Source organism: Flavobacterium fluviatile, assembly GCF_010645065.1.
Classification (GTDB): domain Bacteria; phylum Bacteroidota; class Bacteroidia; order Flavobacteriales; family Flavobacteriaceae; genus Flavobacterium; species Flavobacterium fluviatile.
Genome location: NZ_JAADZW010000004.1, coordinates 104857 through 122503, shown reverse-complemented (window position 1 = coordinate 122503; position 17647 = coordinate 104857). Strand labels below are relative to the sequence as shown.

Genomic DNA, 17647 nt, shown 5'->3' with positions numbered 1-17647 from the left:
AATGTTTAATTTTTAATTATATATATTATGGAAATTCCAAATATCGTTGGAGCAGGATTAATCGTAATCGGAGCAGCATTAGGAATTGGTAGAATCGGTGGTTCAGCAATGGACGCTATCGCTCGTCAGCCTGAAGCTTCTGGAAAAATCCAAACAGCTATGCTTATCGCTGCTGCACTTATTGAAGGTATTGGTTTCGCTGCATTATTCGCTGCTTAATTAAAACACAAAAGCAATAGTTGCAACGGTTGGTTGTAACTATTGTTTAAATTAAAACATTAAAAATTGCTTTTCAGAAATGCAATTTAAAAAAACATCAATTAAAATTTATAATCATATATAATGGATAAGTTAATAAATCAGTTTGAGTTCGGTTTGTTCTTTTGGCAAATATTGATATTTGTTGGATTAATATTTTTGTTGAAAAAATTCGCTTGGAAACCAATTCTAGATGCTGTTAATACTAGGGAGCAAGGTATTAAAGATGCATTACTTTCTGCTGAAAATGCAAGAAAAGAAATGGAAAATCTTCAGGCAGATAATCAAAGAATATTAAACGAAGCTCGTGCAGAACGTGATGCTATGTTAAAAGAAGCTCGCGAAATGAGAGAGAAGATGATTGCTGATTCTAAAAACGAAGCTCAGGCTCAGGGTCAAAAAATGATCGAGCAGGCTAAAGCGGCTATCGAAAGTGAAAAAAATGCTGCTATGGCTGAATTGAAATCTCAGGTTTCGACTTTATCATTAAGCATTGCTGAGAAATTATTGAAAGAAGAATTATCTAACAAAGAATCTCAAACTAAATTAGTTGAGAAAATGTTAGGTGACGTAAAGCTAAACTAAGATTATGGCAAGTACAAGAGCAGCAATTCGTTATGCAAAAGCAATTCTGGACTTAGCAAACTCTAAAGGTGTTGCCGAAGCTGTTAATAACGATATGAAATCAATTGCTGAGGCAATTGAAACAAATACTGAATTGAGTAACTTTATTCAAAACCCAACAACAACAGTTGAAGTTAAAGAGAGTGCTCTTTTGGAAGTTTTTGCAAATGTAAATGGTGTAACAAAAGGTTTATTTCATTTATTATTCGAAAACAAAAGATTTGAAATTTTAGAAGCAATTGCAGTAGAATACAGCAAAGTATTTGATGAAGGCAACGGAATACAAGTAGCAAAAGTGACGACAGCAATCCCAATGGACGCTGCTTTAGAAGCTAAAGTTTTAGCTAAAATTGCAACTTTATCAGATAAGAAAATTACAATTGAAAATGTAGTAGATCCGGCAATTATTGGAGGATTTATTTTAAGAATAGGTGATCAGCAATATAACGCTTCAGTTGCAAACAGATTACAAGTATTAAAGAGAGAGTTAAGTAATTAGTTTTTATAACACAAAAAGTGTCTAAATTATAAATTAAGATGGCGGAAATCAAACCTGCTGAAATTTCAGCAATATTAAGAAAGCAAGTAGAAGGTTTTGAATCTGGTGCTACGCTAGAGGAAGTAGGAACGGTACTTCAGGTAGGGGATGGTATTGCTCGTGTTTACGGGCTGTCTAATGTACAATATGGTGAGTTAGTTGAATTTGAAAACGGACTTGAAGCTATTGTACTGAACCTTGAAGAAGACAATGTAGGTGTGGTACTTTTAGGACCATCAACTGGTATCAAAGAAGGATCAACAGCAAAAAGAACTCAACGTATTGCTTCTCTTAAAGTAGGTGAGCAAATGGTAGGTCGTGTAGTAAATACTCTTGGTTTTCCAATTGATGGAAAAGGACCAATTGGTGGAGACTTATACGAAATGCCTTTGGAAAGAAAAGCACCTGGTGTTATTTTCCGTCAGCCGGTAACTGAACCATTACAAACAGGAGTAAAAGCAGTAGATGCTATGATCCCTGTAGGTCGTGGTCAGCGTGAGCTTGTAATCGGTGACCGTCAGACAGGTAAATCAACTGTTTGTATCGATACAATCTTAAATCAAAAAGAATTTTACGATGCAGGAAAACCTGTATTCTGTATATATGTTGCAATTGGACAAAAAGCTTCAACTGTAGCAGGAATCGCAAAAATGTTAGAAGAAAAAGGTGCAATGGCTTATACAGTTATTGTTGCTGCAAATGCTTCTGATCCAGCTCCAATGCAGGTTTATGCTCCTTTCGCAGGTGCTGCAATTGGAGAGTACTTTAGAGATTCTGGCCGTCCTGCACTTATTGTGTATGATGATTTATCTAAACAAGCTGTTGCTTACCGTGAGGTTTCTCTTTTATTAAGAAGACCACCGGGACGTGAGGCATATCCTGGAGACGTTTTCTACTTACACTCTCGTTTATTAGAGCGTGCTTGTAAAGTAATCGCTGATGATGGTATTGCTAAAAACATGAACGATTTACCAGATTCTATCAAGTCTATCGTAAAAGGTGGTGGTTCATTAACTGCTTTGCCAATTATCGAAACTCAGGCTGGTGACGTTTCTGCCTATATCCCAACAAACGTAATTTCGATTACAGATGGTCAGATTTTCCTTGATGGAGATTTGTTCAACTCTGGAGTTCGTCCTGCAATCAACGTAGGTATCTCTGTATCTCGTGTTGGAGGTAATGCACAGATTAAATCAATGAAAAAAGTTTCCGGAACTTTAAAATTAGACCAGGCTCAATTCCGTGAATTAGAAGCTTTTGCTAAATTTGGTTCAGACCTGGATTCTGTTACTTTAAACGTAATCGAAAAAGGAAAAAGAAACGTTGAAATCTTAAAACAAGGTTTAAATGATCCTTATCCTGTTGAAAACCAAGTTGCAATTATTTACGCCGGATCTAAAAACTTATTAAGAAACGTTCCTGTAAATAAAGTAAAAGAATTTGAAGCTGATTTCATTTCTTACTTAAACAGTAAACATAAAGATACGCTTAACGCATTGAAAGCTGGTAAACTAGATGACAACATTACTGATGTTATTGAAAAAGCAGCAAAAGAAGTTTCAGCAAAATATAACTAATTAGATAATTCGTAAATTAGATAATTAGAGAATGTTTCTGCATTTTTTAATTATCTAATTTTCAAATTGTCGCATTTTCTAATTAATAGATGGCAAATTTAAAGGAAATCCGTAATAGAATTACTTCCGTTTCATCGACGATGCAAATCACATCGGCTATGAAAATGGTTTCTGCTGCAAAGCTTAAGAAAGCACAAGATGCAATCACTGCAATGCGCCCTTATGCCGAGAAATTAACAGAGTTGCTGCAAAATCTTTCTGCTACACTTGAAGGTGAAGTAGGAGGGGCTTACACAACACAACGTGAAGTAAAAAAAGTATTGCTTGTAGCAATAACTTCTAACAGAGGTTTATGCGGTGCATTCAATTCAAACGTAATCAAAGAAATCAAAAACCGTACTGAATTTTACGCAGGAAAACAGGTTGATGTTTTTCCTATTGGTAAAAAGGGTAACGATGTTTTGGCTAAAACTCATAAAGTTCACGGTCATCATAATGCAATTTTTGATCATTTGACTTTTGATAATGTTGCTGCAATTGCTGATAATCTGACTGAAAGATTTTTATCTGGAGAGTACGACAGAATTGAATTGGTTTATAATCAGTTTAAAAATGCTGCGACTCAAATTGTTCAGGTTGAGCAGTTTTTGCCTTTAGCTCCAATTAAAGCTGACAAATCAGTTTCTGTCGGAGATTATATTTTCGAACCTTCAAAAGAAGAAATTGTTTTGACTTTGATTCCAAAATCATTAAAGACACAATTATATAAAGGTATTCGTGATTCGTTTGCTTCAGAACATGGAGCGCGTATGACAGCAATGCACAAAGCAACTGACAACGCAACTGAATTAAGAAACCAATTGAAACTGACTTATAATAAAGCACGTCAGGCAGCTATTACTAACGAGATTTTAGAAATTGTTGGTGGAGCAGAAGCATTGAACGGATAGAGTTTTAAAAGTAAATACAAAAGAGCCTGCAATTACTTGCAGGCTCTTTTTGTATTTAAGAATTCCCCATTATTCTTAAATTAGATTTTAAAATGGTGATTCCTGAGAATTCTTTTCCCAAGAATCAGTCCCATTTTAAAGATTTTGGTGGAAATATCCCAATTGCTTTGTTTTTTATGGGAACAAACTAGCTTTATTAATCCCAATGCTCTGTCTTTTATAGGGTTACATTTTAGCTTTAATCAATCCCTTTGCTTTGTTTTTTATGGGAACAAACTAGCTTTATTAATCCCATTGCTTTGTTTTTTTTTGTTAGGGTTACACAGCTGATTTAATCCCTTGCTTTGTTTTTAGGCACAAATAGCTAAATACCTGTTATGCTTTGTTTTTAATTAGGTTACACAGCTGGTTAATCCTATTATGCTTTGTTTTTTATGGGAACAAATTAGCTTTATAAATCCCAATGCTTTATTTTTTTAGTAGGTTATCAGCTCTCATCCTAATGCTTTGTTTTTTATGGGAACAAATTAGCTTCATAAATCCCAATGCTTTATTTTTTTAGTAGGTTATCAGCTCTCATCCTAATGCTTTGTTTTTTATGGGAACAAAATAGCTTAATAATACCCAATGCTTTGTTTTTTTTAAGGGTCACTGTCAGCTAAATTAATCCCTTGTATTATATAGAATCATTCTGTTTTGTTATTGCAAATATTTATAAATAACATGAGAACCACAATACCCATATTTAGTGATATTTCATTTTATTTATGTAATTAAGAAAAGTTATAAAAGCTAAGTTAAAGATATACAGGTGATTAATTTCTTTAAATTATTTAAATTAATGATTTCTTAAATTTTATATTACATTAAAATTCTGATTCAGGCATAAGTTATGCTAATAACTTTATTCAGGATTTTCGAAATATAAAATTTCTATAAAAACCAAAAATGCCAACAATATGCCGGCATTTTTTATATAGTGTAGATATTTTTAGAAATTAAACTTATAAAATGGTGATCCTCAACTTCCCCAAAAAATTGAGAATCAATACCATTTTATAAAATTGTTAAACAGACTTATTAGATGAATCTGCAATGCTTTGTCTTTTATGGGAACAAACTAGCTTTATTAGTCCCAGTGCTCTGTTTTTTAAAGGGTTACATTTCAGCAGAATCAATCCCTGTGCTTTGTCTTTTATGGGAACAAACTAGCTTTATCAGTCCCAGTGCTCTGTTTTTTTAGGGTTACAATACAGCAGAATCAATCCCTTTTTGCTTTGTCTTTTATGGGAACAAACAAGCTTTATCAGTCCCAGTGCTTCCTTTTTTATAAGGGTTGTATTTAGCTTTCTCAATCCCTGTGAAGCAAATTTATGAACAGTGTAAGAAAAAAATCTTACATAATTTTTCATAATTATTTACATATTTCACATGTTTATACATTAAACTGTATTAATGACAAACAGAGAAAGATTAAATTTTTTTGATGGAATATGTAATTTCAGAGCAGATGTATCGATATTATTCATTAAAAATCAGCAATTTAGATTAAAGTCTTTTCACTTCTTTAATATCAAAAATTAATCGGTCTTTAATTTGATAATTGTACTTTTATTAGAAGAACAAAGCAATATTTAACCAAAGAAATGGTTATTTTTGTTTTATAAACTTATACAAAAAATATTTTGGGATTATATAAAAATCTATTCAAACAGACTGCTATTTATGGATTAGCCACTGTATTACCTAGAATGCTCAGTTTTTTATTAGTGAGACTGTATACAGGTATTTTACCAACGGCAGAATATGGCGAAGTTTCAATTGTTTTGTCGTGGATGGTTTTCTTTAATGTGGTTCTTTCCTACGGTATGGAAACAGCGTTTTTTAGATTCTACAGTGCCGAAAGTGATAAAAAAAATGTAATTGCAACCGCAACGATATCAGTATTTTGGACTTCAATTGGATTTTTGTTCGCCGCGTTAATTTTTAGAAATACACTGGCAAACTGGGCAGAAGTTGATACCCAATATGTCACCTATTCAGTTTGGATTTTGGTATTGGATGCTTTGGTTTTAATACCTTTTTCTAAACTGAGAGCCAATCAGCGCCCAATGGTATATGCAGCCATTAAAATTGGAAATGTAATTATAAATCTTTTACTGAATATTTTTTTCTTACTCTGTTTACCAAAACTTGCAGCTGATAATCCCAATTCTGTCTGGGACAATTTATATATCGAAAATTTCCAGATTGCCTATATTTTCATAGCCAATCTTCTGGCGAGTCTGGCTACATTCATTGTTCTTTCACCAAATTATCTTTCGCTTGGTAGAAAATTCGATCCTGTTTTATGGAAAAAAATGATGAAATATGGTTTGCCAATTCTTGTTGCCGGAATTGCATTTGCCGTTAACGAGCATTTTGATAAAATTTTATTAGGGTATTTATTGCCTGAAAATTTGGCTAAATCAGAAGTAGGAGCTTATTCGGCCTGCTATAAATTAGGATTGTTTATGGTGCTGTTTGCTACGGCCTTCAGACTGGGTATAGAGCCTTTCTTTTTCAGTCATGCAAAAAATGAGAATGCTCCACAAACCTATGCTGTAATCACTAAATATTTTGTAATCCTGGGATCTTTAATTTTATTAGGTGTAATTGTTTTTGCAGATATTCTAAAGTTTCTCCTTTTAGATAATAAATCATATTGGGAAGCGATGAAAGTTGTTCCTTTGATTATTCTGGCTAATTTTTTCTTAGGAATTTATAACAATTTATCTGTGTGGTATAAACTGACAGACAAAACAAGAATAGGGGCATACATTTCTATCATTGGTGCTGTTGTAACATTGCTTTTAAATTATTTATTAATTCCAAAATACAGTTATTACGGATCAGCAATTGCAACGATTTCAGCTTACGGGAGCATGATGCTTATTTCGTATGTTTTAGGAAACAAATATTATCCGATACCTTATGATATGAACAAAATTGGAGCTTATTTAGGAATTTCTATCGTATTTTCAGCTATTTCTTTTTATTGGTTTAGAGAAAATTATTTTGTCGGAGTTCCGTTATTATTAGGCTTTATGTATTTTGTTTATTATAATGAAAAAGACACAATCAAAGGAATTATGAATAAAAAGTAATCCTTAAAATTTTAAAATAAAAATGAAAATACAAATTATCAATAAATCACAGCACAACTTACCAAATTACGAAACAATTGCTTCTGCAGGAATGGATTTACGTGCCAATTTGACCGAGTCTGTAACTTTAAAACCATTAGGAAGAGCCATTGTAAAAACAGGACTTTTTATTGAGCTGCCAATTGGTTACGAAGCACAGGTTAGACCAAGAAGCGGTCTGGCAGCTAAAAAGGGGATTACTGTTTTGAATTCTCCCGGAACTGTGGATGCTGATTACAGAGGAGAAATAGGTGTAATTTTAGTAAATTTATCAAACGAAGATTTTGTTATCGAAAACGGAGAACGAATTGCACAATTGATTATTGCGAAACACGAAAGAGCAGAGTGGATTGAAGTTGCAGCGCTTTCTGAAACTTCAAGAGGAGCAGGAGGTTTTGGAAGCACAGGAGTAAAATAGTTCCCGCATTTGTTTTATTTTTTCTAAAGTTAAAAGCATAAAAACGGAGTGCCCTTTGCAAAAGGCTTTTACAGCTTTTGCCATTAAAAAATTTCAACCAAACCAAGGAGATTTTTTGTCTCCCCATAAAAATAAATACTAAAAATGAAAATAATCGTTCCAATGGCAGGTCGTGGATCGAGACTACGACCTCATACTTTAACAGTTCCAAAACCATTAATTCCTGTGGCAGGAAAATCAATCGTTCATCGTTTGGTTGAGGATATTGCCAAAATATTAAAAGAGCCAATAGAAGAAGTTGCCTTTATTTTAGGAGACGAAGCTTTTTTTGGCGATGATGTTGTCGCAAGTTTACAGGATTTAGCTAAAGGTTTAGGAGCAAAAGCATCTATATATCGTCAGGATTTACCTTTAGGAACGGGTCATGCAATTATGTGTGCCAAAGATTCTTTATCAGGACCCGCTGTAATTGCTTATGCAGATACTTTAATCAGAGCCGATTTTGAACTGGATCCTGCTGCTGATTCGGTAATCTGGGTAAAACAAGTAGATCAGCCGGAAGCTTTTGGTGTAGTAAAATTAAATGCTAATAATGAAATCATTGAATTGGTAGAAAAACCAAAAGAATTCGTAAGCGATTTAGCCGTTATCGGAATTTATTATTTTAAAGAAGTTGGTGATTTGAAAAAAGAACTTCAGGGTGTTTTGGATAATAATATTCAGAATGGAGGTGAATACCAAATCAACGACGGTATCAAAGCCATGATGGCCAACGGAAAAGTTTTCAAAACCGGAAGTGTTGACGAATGGATGGATTGCGGAAACAAAGATGTAACAGTTGAAACGAATACCAGAATGCTTGGTTTTCTGCATAATGACGGAGAGCATTTAGTAGATTATAATGTGACTTTAGAAAATTCAACTATTATTCCTCCTTGTTACATTGGAGAAAATGTGGTGTTAAAAAATACAACTGTTGGTCCTAATGTTTCTTTAGGAAAAGGAACCCGTGTAGAAAACAGTGCAATCAAAAACAGTTTGGTCCAGACCAATTCACATATAAAAAATGCTGATTTAGATAATGCAATGATTGGCAATCATGTAAGTTATGACGGAAAATTTACCAGTATTAGTATTGGTGATTACTCTGTTTTTGAATAAAAAATAGTAATTTAAAAGGAAATTATGTAAATGATGAAAAAGAGAGTTATAGTAAGTTTATGCTTCTTTTTGCTTAGCAATTCGGTTTCGGTTATGGCGCAAACAGAGCCGGAAGATATTGCTATGGGTACAGACGAATATCAGGACTCTTTTTATGAATCATTAAAACAGAAAGGAATTGAAAATTATGATAAGGCAATTTTTTCTTTAGAAAAATGTATTAAACTGAAGCCAAATGATGCGGTTGCTTATTCTGAACTGGGTAGAAATTATTTAAAATTAAAGAATTACCAAAGTGCTCAAAATTCATTTGAAAAAGCAGTACAGTTAGACCCAAAGAATAAATGGTATTGGCTGGGAATTTACGATGTTAGTTTTGAAACCAAGAATTATCCTCTGGCAATAGAAACCATTCAGAAGATTATTCCGTTTGACGAAGAATATAAAGATGACCTGATTTCATTATATATGATTACCAGTCAGTTTGAAAAAGCACTTTTGGATATCAATGAAATGAATGATAAATATGGAAAATCGGAAGATCGGGAGAGGTATAAAGAGCAGATTCTATCTCAGGGCAAATTTCAAAATACCGAAGTTGACAACCTGATTAAGCAGATCAAGCAAAATCCGAAAGAAGAATCTAATTATGTCAACCTGATTTTGCTATATTCAAAAACAGCAGAAACAGATAAAGCGTTGGATGTTGCAAAGCAATTGGCAAAGGAAATTCCAAATTCAGAATGGGCACAGGTAAGTTTGTTTAAAGGCTATTTAGATCAAAATCAGGCAGACAAAGCAATAAAATCAATGAATTTTATTTTGTCAAATCCAAAAATTGATTCCAAAATTAAGCACAGAACGCTGAATGAATTTTTGATTTATGTGAATAAAAATCCCCAGTACGCACCAGATTTAGAAAAGGCCATTGGCTATTTTGACAACGATCCAAATGTAGCTGTTGCTAAAGAAATTGGAAAATTTTATCACAGTAAAAACCAATTTGAGAATGCGATTAAATATTATGAGAAAGATTTAAGCGCCAATTCAGATACAGATCGTGAAACCAATTTGCTTTTGCTAGAAGCGTATTCTCAGGCAAAGCAATTTGAACCAATGACGAAAAGGGCAATGATGCTGATTGAGGTTTATCCTAGTCAGCCGCAATTTTACTATTATGCAGGATTAGGAAGCAACCAGGTGAAGCAATTTAAGAATGCAAAAACCGTTTTAGAAATGGGATTAGATTATGTAGTAGATGATAAAAAGCTGGAAGCAAATTTTAATATTCAGTTGGGAGAGGCCTACAATGGATTGGGAGATGCTAAGAAAAAAGAGGAATACTTTTTGAAAGCAAATGAATTATTAAAACAAAAAAAGTAAAGATGAAAAAATATATAGCAATATTATTAATGACAATTTTTATGATTTCATGTAAATCTAAAGCTGTTGCGGTACAAAATAGTAATACGGAAACACCAGTCAAAATTGACAATAAAACGATAGAAAAACATTATGACAACAAATTAGATTTTTCTACCTTATACATCAAAGCAAGCGCAAAGTATGAAGATGAAAAACAAAGTCAGAATGTTACAGCCGAAATTAAAATTGAAAAAGATAAGCAAATTTTAGTAAGTGTTCGTTTTCTTGGAATCACAATGGCAAAAGCTTTAATAACACCAACTACAGTAAGTTATTACGAAAAAATAAAAGGAAGCTATTATGAAGGGGATTTTACAAGCTTAAGCAAATGGCTTGGCACCGAACTGGATTATAATAAAGTTCAGAATTTATTGGTTGGTGAAGCTTTGGATGATTTGAGAAAGGGAAAATATACACAGACGATAGTAGAAAACCTTATTCGTTTAGAAGATCAAAAAGACACAAAACTGAAAAGGGTTTTCTTTTTAGAGCCAGAAAAATATCTGTTGCAAAAAGAACAAATCTCTCAGACTGCAGAAAACAATATGTTGGAAATCAAATATTCTGATAATAAAGTTTTTAATCAGGGAACGCTGCCAACTACTATCGAAATAAATGCAATTCATCCAAAAGGGAAAACAGATATTAATTTAAATTATAATACAATTTCGTTCGATGAAGAACTTTCTTTTCCATATAGCGTTCCAAGTGGCTATAAAAAAGTTATAATTCAGTAAATTTGCAAAAAACATAACAGAAAAATGCCAAAATTTCTCCTAAGCCTAATTTTTACATGTGCCGTGACTTTTGTTTGGGCACAGGACTCGCAACAAGAAAAACTGGAACAGCGAAAAGCTCAGATTCAGCAGCAAATCAGGGACAATGAAAAAATGCTGCAGTCAGTAAAGAAAAAGGAAAAGTCAGCAGTAAATGTTTTTTTAATCCAGCAAAACAAAATAAAACTGAAAGAGAAATTGATTAATACTACTTCTAAGCAGGAACGCGTTTTAGGCAACGACATGTATATTAACCAATTAAAAGTTAATAAACTAAAAAGAGAATTAGCCGTCCTGAAAGAAGATTATGCCAAGATGATTCTAAAATCATATAAGAGTCGTTCAGAACAGAGCCGGGCAATGTTTATTTTGTCTTCTGAAAGTTTTTTACAGGCATATAAAAGAGCACAATATTTAAAACAATATACCAATTTCAGAAAAAACCAAGGATTAGAAATACAATCAAAAACAGCAGAATTAGTTGAGTATAATGCAAAATTAGATGGGCAGAGAAAAGAAAAGAAAAAGATAATTGCTGAAAATCAGAAAGAGAAACAAAGTCTTGAAGTTGAAAGAAAAGAGCAGCAAAAGCTGGTTAATTCTCTTAAAAAAGATAAAAATAAAATTATTGCCGACACAAGAAGCAAACAACAGGAATCAAAAAGAATTGACAGACAAATTGACCGTTTAATTCGTGAAGCAATCGCTGAAGCAAACAGAAAAGCTGCTTTAGAGAGAGCTAAGGAAAATCCGGGTTCAACTGCAGCAAAAGCGCCAGTTTCATCTTCAAAAATAGCATTAACTCCTGAAGGTAAAATTTTAGCTGCAGATTTTAAAGCAAACAGAGGAAAACTACCCTGGCCTGTAGAAAAAGGATTTATTTCATTAGGATATGGAGATCAGCCACATCCTCTTTATCCAACTTTGACGGTGCATAATTCAGGAGTGGAGATTACTACTGAATCCGGAGCAACTGCGCGTGCCGTATTTGAAGGTGAAGTTTCAAGTATTATGGTCTTATCGCCAATCAACAGAGCAGTTATGATTCAGCACGGAGATTACTTTACTGTTTATCAAAACCTGAGTCAGGTTTTTGTAAACAAAGGTGATAAGGTTAATATCAAACAAAGTATCGGTAAAGTAAGGACCAGTGGTGATACAGGAAAAACCGTTATCAAATTCCTGATCCTTCAAAATACATCAAATAACAATCCGGAGGGATGGTTACAAAACAGATAAATGAAAGGAGCTCATGAAGCTCCTTTTTTTATGGCTGTGATTAAAGATTTTATTATTGGAATTGGCAAATTGAAATTGTCATTGTTGTTGCTGCTGCAACTGATCCATATAACTTAATTGTTCTTGGACATTCAAAGATACTTCCTGTAATTTCACATCATTAATTTCTTCAAATTGCCTGCCATCTTCGTATCCGATAGAAACACAAACCGAAAGTGTTTGTCTGGCAAGGCCTTTAAAAGTCCCTTTTATTGGAGTACAGTCTCCAAAATTTCTTCCAACCGAAAGGCGTACATGATTATCCATTGTCCAAATATTATTGGTTGGGTCTAAACCTAACCACCCCTGGGCTGGCGTATAAATTTCTACCCATGCATGTGTTGCACCCTCACCGCGAAGTCCACTTTCGTTAGGACAAATATAGCCGCTCACATAGCGTGATGGAATACCAGCTGTGCGTAAAAGATGCAATAAAAGGTGTGCAAAATCCTGACAAACACCTTTTTTAAGAGTTAAAATTTCGTCCACCGTAGTTTCAATATTGGTAATTCCTTTTGTATAGGTAAAATTTTCAAAAACGTAAGCGTTGCATTGTTGGGCAATTTCAAGGACAGATTTGTTTTCAATATCTATTTTTTCTAAGATATTGTCAATTTCTGATTGTTTTTCGATTTTATCAATATAACTCAGACGTAATAATAAAATACTTTTTTCTTTTTCTATCTGGATGTCTTTCACGTAAGTGGAATCTATTTCGGGAATTTTAAGGGAATGATTTACCCGAACCAGCATTCGGGATTCGATCGTCATTTCGGTATGACTGCCTAAAACGTTAAAATTGCCTACCCGGTTTCCGTAATAATCCTGAGAAATATCGACATTTGGCGCCTGCGTAATTAAAAGCTGATATTGCAGTACTTCCTGATTTTCAAAATGATGAGGGAATAAGCGTATTTCGTTAATACTTTCTTTTATAGGATAATTGTATTGGTATTTTGTGAGATGAACTATTTTAAAAAGTGCCATATATTTAGGTATAAGAAAAGAATAATTTTGAAAAATCGGTTGAAAACTGAATTAACTGGTTTTTGGTATTTCGCAAAACTTCCTCTAATTCCTGGTTGGTCAGGTGCTGATAATCTGTAAAAGCAATATAGCTTTTTAAACGGCCAAACTGATTCATTAATGTTCGGGCTTCGCTTAAATCCGTATTTTTAAACAAGCAATCAAGATAGGTATTAATAAAATCCAGCGTGTAAATTACAGAATGCGCAAAATCCATATTAAAAATTACCTGATGCACTACTTTCCTGTTATGTGAAATGTTGCTGTAACTTTTCAGATATAATTCATAGCCTGAAAGTGATAACAATAAACGTCGCCAGTAGATTAAATCTTCTTCGCCTTCAAGATTGTAATTAATAGGGGCAAAATAGGCCTGAGTCATAGATATGGTTTGTAAACATCTTTCGATATGTTTGCCAATGCTCGAAAAACACCAGCCTAAACCTCTTGGCATTGTTACCTGAAGGATTCCGTTATAAAGAAGTAAATCTTTGTTTAGTTTGGTAATTACATTTAAGGCATCTGAGGTCTCTAATTTTTTTGGCAAATCCGGTGAATTCACAAAATGATACATGGAGTTAATATGCTCCCATAATTCTTTGGTAATTTTATCCTGAGATCCTCTGGCATTTTCACGTGCTTTTACCACTAAGTTTTTTACAGAGTTTTCATTTTGATTGTCACAAATAATGTATTTTAAAACATAAGGAGTGTCATATTGTATCGAATGAATTTTGGCATTTGAGAGACTTGTATAATATTCTAAAAGGGGCTTATAACCCTGAGAATCATTAATTTCTTTATCAAATGATAAAATATAAGAAGTATTAAGGGTAAGCAACATTCCGTCGGTTCTTTCCATATAACGGTTAAGCCAAAACATTCCATCTGCAACTCTACTAAGCATATCTTTTATTTTTGAATGGTTATTTTTATTTAATAATCCAGGTGTCTTTACTTCCGCCACCCTGAGAAGAATTTACTACCAATGAACCTTCGGTAAGTGCCACACGGGTCAATCCGCCGGGAACAATCTGAACCCCTTTTGGTCCGCATAAAGCATAAGGCCTTAAATCGACATGACGTAATTTAAGTTGCCCGTCAATCAGACACGGAACTGTACTTAACTGAATAATGGGCTGTGCAATAAAATTTCGGGGATTTTTGGTAATGGCAATTTTAGCATCATCCATTTCTTCCTGACTTGCTTTGTTCCCCATAATCATTCCGTAGCCGCCACTCTGGTTGGTCTCCTTAATCACCATATTTTCCATATTTTCAAAAACATGTTCACGTTCGTCCAGATTTTCCATTCTATAAGTGGGCACATTTTTCAAAATAGGTTCTTCGTTCATATAATATTTAATCATATCCGGTACATAAGCATATACGGCTTTGTCATCTGCGACTCCGTTTCCTACGGCATTTACGAGCGCTACATTTCCTTGTCGGTAAGCACTTATTAAGCCGGGAACGCCAAGAGCACTGTCTGGTTTAAAAACCAAAGGGTCTAAATATTCATCATCCAAACGTCTGTAAATAACATCAACTTGTTGCAATCCCGAAGTCGTTTTCATATAAACCCGACTGTTGTTTACGACCAGATCACGACCTTCGACTAAAGGAATTCCCATTTGACGCGCTAAATAGGTGTGCTCGTAATAAGCCGAATTATATACACCAGGTGTAAGCAAAACCACATTTGGATTTGATATATTTCTGGGCGATAACGAAACCAGAATGCTGTGAAAAATCATGGGATAATTACTTACCATGCTAACATGATTCGATGAAAGCATATCCGGAAAAATTCTTTTTGTAATCTCTCGGTTTTCCAGCATATAACTCACACCGCTCGGACAGCGCAAATTATCTTCAAGTACATAAAACTCGCCTTTTGCTCCTCTGATTAAATCGATTCCCGCAATGTGTACATGGATATTATGAGGTACTTTTATACCCTGAACTTCCTGAATGTAATGGGGACATGAGGCAATTAATCCAGCCGGAATGATTCCGTTTTTTACAATGTTTTGTTCATTATAAATATCTTCTAAAAATAAATTTAATGCCAGTAAACGCTGTTTGATACCTGACTCTATTACTAACCAGTCTTCCTGAGTTATGATTCTCGGGATGATGTCAAAAGGGAAAATTCGTTCTATTCCATTTTCATCATCACTATAAACTGTAAAAGTGATACCCTGATTCATGAATAGATCAGAAGCCTGTTTTTGCTTATTGGTCAGAGTTTTATGATTCAGACCTTGCAAAGTTTGAAAAACCTGGCGATAAGAATCCCGAACGCCTTTGTTAGAAAACATTTCGTCCCAACCATTATGATTTAAACTAGGTGCTAATTTTGCCATGTTTGAATTATTAAATAAATACTATTTTAAGTATTTTGATGAAAATTATTTATTTTTTTAATCCAAAATACAACTTTTTAAGCTAATTAGATTTGTTCTTTGTGTGAATTTTATAATTTATGCCGGATTCGTTTTTTGAGGTTTTAATTTTGAAAAATTTCTTTTTTAAAGCTATGTTTTTTTGAGATTTGATATTCCTAAAAACAACCATTTCGGATGATGTGAATGTTTTTACAAGAAAAAATAAATTTAGTTATTGAATAAAAAACACAGAAATTTAATCAGGGCAGTATTATTCGGGTAAAATGATTTGATTGTTGGATGCGAAATTGCAACGATTGAATTTAAAAAGTAGTATTTTTGCAGTATGGAAACAAACAGACAGAAAAAAATAGGCGGTGTTATCCAGAAAGATCTGGTTGATATTCTGCAGGGTGAAGTGAGAAAAAACGGAATTAATAATTTAGTAATTTCGGTATCCAAAGTAAGTGTTACTACTGACTTATCTGTGGCAACAGTATATTTAAGCATCTTCCCGCAAGAGAAAGCAAAGGAAACTTTAGAAGCAATAAAATCGAATACAACTTTAATTAAGCACGATTTGTCTCAGCGTGTACGCCTGCAATTGCGTCGTGTACCAAATCTTGTATTTTTTATCGATGACTCATTAGATTATATCGAAAAAATTGACAATGCTTTAGCAGGCAAAGAGAACCCAATAGAAAACCGTGATCTTTTAGAAAAAAGAAGAAAATCGTAAATTGAATTTCCCCCTTTACATAGCCAAACGTTATCTTTTTAGTCTCAGTAAAAATAACGCAATCAATATCATCAATTCAATTGCCAGTCTTGGAATTATTGTTGGTACCATGGCCTTGTTTGTGGTCTTGTCAGTTTTTAGCGGATTGAAGGTTTTTAGCCTTTCATTCACAAACGAAATCGACCCTGATTTAAAATTTACAAGTACATACGGTAAGTCATTTTTGCTTACACCGGAAAATGAAAATCAAATTAAGAAAATAGAAGGAGTAGCGTCATACACTAAAATTATAGAGGAACGCGTTTTATTTTTGTTTAAAGATAAACAGCAGGTTACTTATTTAAAAGGTGTTGACAGCCTTTATCCTGTCGTAAATGATATCAAAAAAAAGCTATTTAATGGGCAATGGTTAAAGCCGGAAAGTTATCAGGTAGTAATTGGCTATGGAATTTCACAGGATTTTTCAATGGGGATTCTGGACTTCGAAAATCCGTTGCAGGTATTTGCGCCAAAACCCGGAAAAGGAGCAATCGAAAATCCTGAAGAGGCTTTCAATAAAACAGATGTCCTTCCTGTCGGAATTTATTCCATCAGCGAAGAACTGGATTCTAAATATATTTTTGCAGATTTAGGACTGGCTCAGGAATTATTGATGTACAAGCCAAATCAGATTTCGGGAATCGAATTGAAACTCAAACCAAATGCTGATGAGAAAGCGATACGTTCTCAACTTCAAACTATTTTCAAGAATAAAATTACGCTAAAAAACAGGGCTCAGCTTAACGAGTCCTTATACAAAATGCTCAATACCGAAAATATTGTTGTCTATTTGATTTTTACACTGGTCATAATAGTTGCACTTTTTAATTTGGTTGGAGCGTTAATCATGATGATTCTGGAAAAGAAAGGAAACTTAAAAACGCTTTTTAATCTGGGTAGTGAAATTAATCATCTGCGAAAAATATTTTTACTGCAGGGAACATTGTTAAGCGTATTCGGAGGGATAATCGGCCTCATTCTGGGTATGATTCTAGTACTCTTGCAACAGCAATACGAACTGATTATGATAACACCGACTTTAGCTTATCCTGTTGTTTTCTCATTCGAAAATGTCGTTATTGTAATGGCAACTATTGTCATTCTTGGCTTTGTGGCTTCCCTAATTGCAAGCAGCCGTGTAAGTAAAAAGCTGTTGGATTAGTATTTCTGCCTAAAAAATATTACTTATATTTACCGCCTCAAAATTCTACAGCATATGATTGTTTCTGCTTAATCCTATTTATTTTTTATAATAATTAGGAT

General features: G+C 33.7%; 16 protein-coding genes. 13 read left to right on the top strand and 3 right to left on the bottom strand.

Translation table 11 applies throughout. The features are described from left to right. The first annotated feature begins 27 nt into the window (after nt 1–27). From atpE to GXM17_RS07165, 11 genes are all read left to right on the top strand, one after another. Nucleotides 28–219, top strand: coding sequence for an ATP synthase F0 subunit C (gene atpE / locus GXM17_RS07215; protein WP_163396160.1), 192 nt, complete (start codon nt 28–30; stop codon nt 217–219). Nucleotides 220–342: 123 nt separating this feature from the next. Continuing rightward, on the top strand, nt 343–843 hold the full coding sequence (locus tag GXM17_RS07210; RefSeq protein WP_163398622.1) for a F0F1 ATP synthase subunit B: 501 nt from the start codon (nt 343–345) through the stop codon (nt 841–843). A gap of 4 nt (nt 844–847) precedes the next feature. After that, nucleotides 848–1381, top strand: coding sequence for an ATP synthase F1 subunit delta (gene atpH, locus GXM17_RS07205; protein ID WP_163398621.1), 534 nt, complete (start codon nt 848–850; stop codon nt 1379–1381). A gap of 38 nt (nt 1382–1419) precedes the next feature. Further along, nucleotides 1420–2997, top strand: a complete 1578-nt coding sequence (atpA, locus tag GXM17_RS07200; RefSeq protein WP_163398620.1) for a F0F1 ATP synthase subunit alpha — start codon at nt 1420–1422, stop codon at nt 2995–2997. An 89-nt stretch (nt 2998–3086) separates the two neighbouring features. Continuing rightward, entirely contained in the window at nt 3087–3947 is an 861-nt protein-coding gene (atpG, locus tag GXM17_RS07195) for an ATP synthase F1 subunit gamma (protein ID WP_163398619.1), read from the top strand. Nucleotides 3948–5632: 1685 nt separating this feature from the next. Continuing rightward, nucleotides 5633–7093 (top strand): lipopolysaccharide biosynthesis protein, encoded by a 1461-nt coding sequence (locus GXM17_RS07190; protein ID WP_163398618.1) that lies wholly within the window; start codon nt 5633–5635, stop codon nt 7091–7093. A 22-nt stretch (nt 7094–7115) separates the two neighbouring features. Next, nucleotides 7116–7550: a dUTP diphosphatase gene (dut, locus tag GXM17_RS07185; protein WP_163398617.1), complete on the top strand. Its 435-nt coding sequence runs from the start codon at nt 7116–7118 to the stop codon at nt 7548–7550. Nucleotides 7551–7694: 144 nt separating this feature from the next. Next, nucleotides 7695–8711 carry a sugar phosphate nucleotidyltransferase gene (locus tag GXM17_RS07180; RefSeq protein ID WP_163398616.1) on the top strand — a complete coding sequence of 339 codons (1017 nt, stop codon included), beginning with the start codon at nt 7695–7697 and terminating at the stop codon, nt 8709–8711. Nucleotides 8712–8744: 33 nt separating this feature from the next. After that, complete coding sequence (locus GXM17_RS07175) at nt 8745–10094, top strand: tetratricopeptide repeat protein (protein ID WP_163398691.1); 1350 nt, start codon at nt 8745–8747, stop codon at nt 10092–10094. A 2-nt stretch (nt 10095–10096) separates the two neighbouring features. Beyond that, a complete protein-coding gene (gene lolB1 / locus GXM17_RS07170) occupies nt 10097–10873 on the top strand; it encodes a lipoprotein insertase outer membrane protein LolB1 (protein ID WP_163398615.1) in 777 nt (258 codons plus the stop codon). A gap of 24 nt (nt 10874–10897) precedes the next feature. After that, nucleotides 10898–12151, top strand: coding sequence for a murein hydrolase activator EnvC family protein (locus GXM17_RS07165; protein ID WP_163398614.1), 1254 nt, complete (start codon nt 10898–10900; stop codon nt 12149–12151). Nucleotides 12152–12229: 78 nt separating this feature from the next. Here the strand turns inward: GXM17_RS07165 and GXM17_RS07160 are convergent, their stop codons facing one another. From GXM17_RS07160 to GXM17_RS07150, 3 genes are read right to left on the bottom strand one after another with little or no spacing between them, the layout of a single operon-like run. Then, a complete protein-coding gene (locus GXM17_RS07160) occupies nt 12230–13177 on the bottom strand; it encodes a transglutaminase family protein (protein ID WP_163398613.1) in 948 nt (315 codons plus the stop codon). Nucleotides 13178–13181: 4 nt separating this feature from the next. Next, nucleotides 13182–14123, bottom strand: a complete 942-nt coding sequence (locus tag GXM17_RS07155) for an alpha-E domain-containing protein (RefSeq protein WP_163398612.1) — start codon at nt 14121–14123, stop codon at nt 13182–13184. A gap of 25 nt (nt 14124–14148) precedes the next feature. Then, nucleotides 14149–15585 carry a circularly permuted type 2 ATP-grasp protein gene (locus tag GXM17_RS07150; RefSeq protein ID WP_163398611.1) on the bottom strand — a complete coding sequence of 479 codons (1437 nt, stop codon included), beginning with the start codon at nt 15583–15585 and terminating at the stop codon, nt 14149–14151. Nucleotides 15586–15952: 367 nt separating this feature from the next. On the opposite strand from GXM17_RS07150, the gene rbfA reads away from it, so the two are divergent. Together rbfA and GXM17_RS07140 are read left to right on the top strand one after the other, a co-directional pair. Continuing rightward, nucleotides 15953–16345, top strand: coding sequence for a 30S ribosome-binding factor RbfA (gene rbfA, locus GXM17_RS07145; RefSeq protein ID WP_163398610.1), 393 nt, complete (start codon nt 15953–15955; stop codon nt 16343–16345). Nucleotide 16346: 1 nt separating this feature from the next. Continuing rightward, the gene (locus tag GXM17_RS07140) at nt 16347–17546 is read left to right on the top strand and encodes an ABC transporter permease (RefSeq protein WP_163398609.1); all 1200 of its coding nucleotides are present in this window, start codon (nt 16347–16349) and stop codon (nt 17544–17546) included. Nucleotides 17547–17647 lie beyond the last annotated feature (101 nt).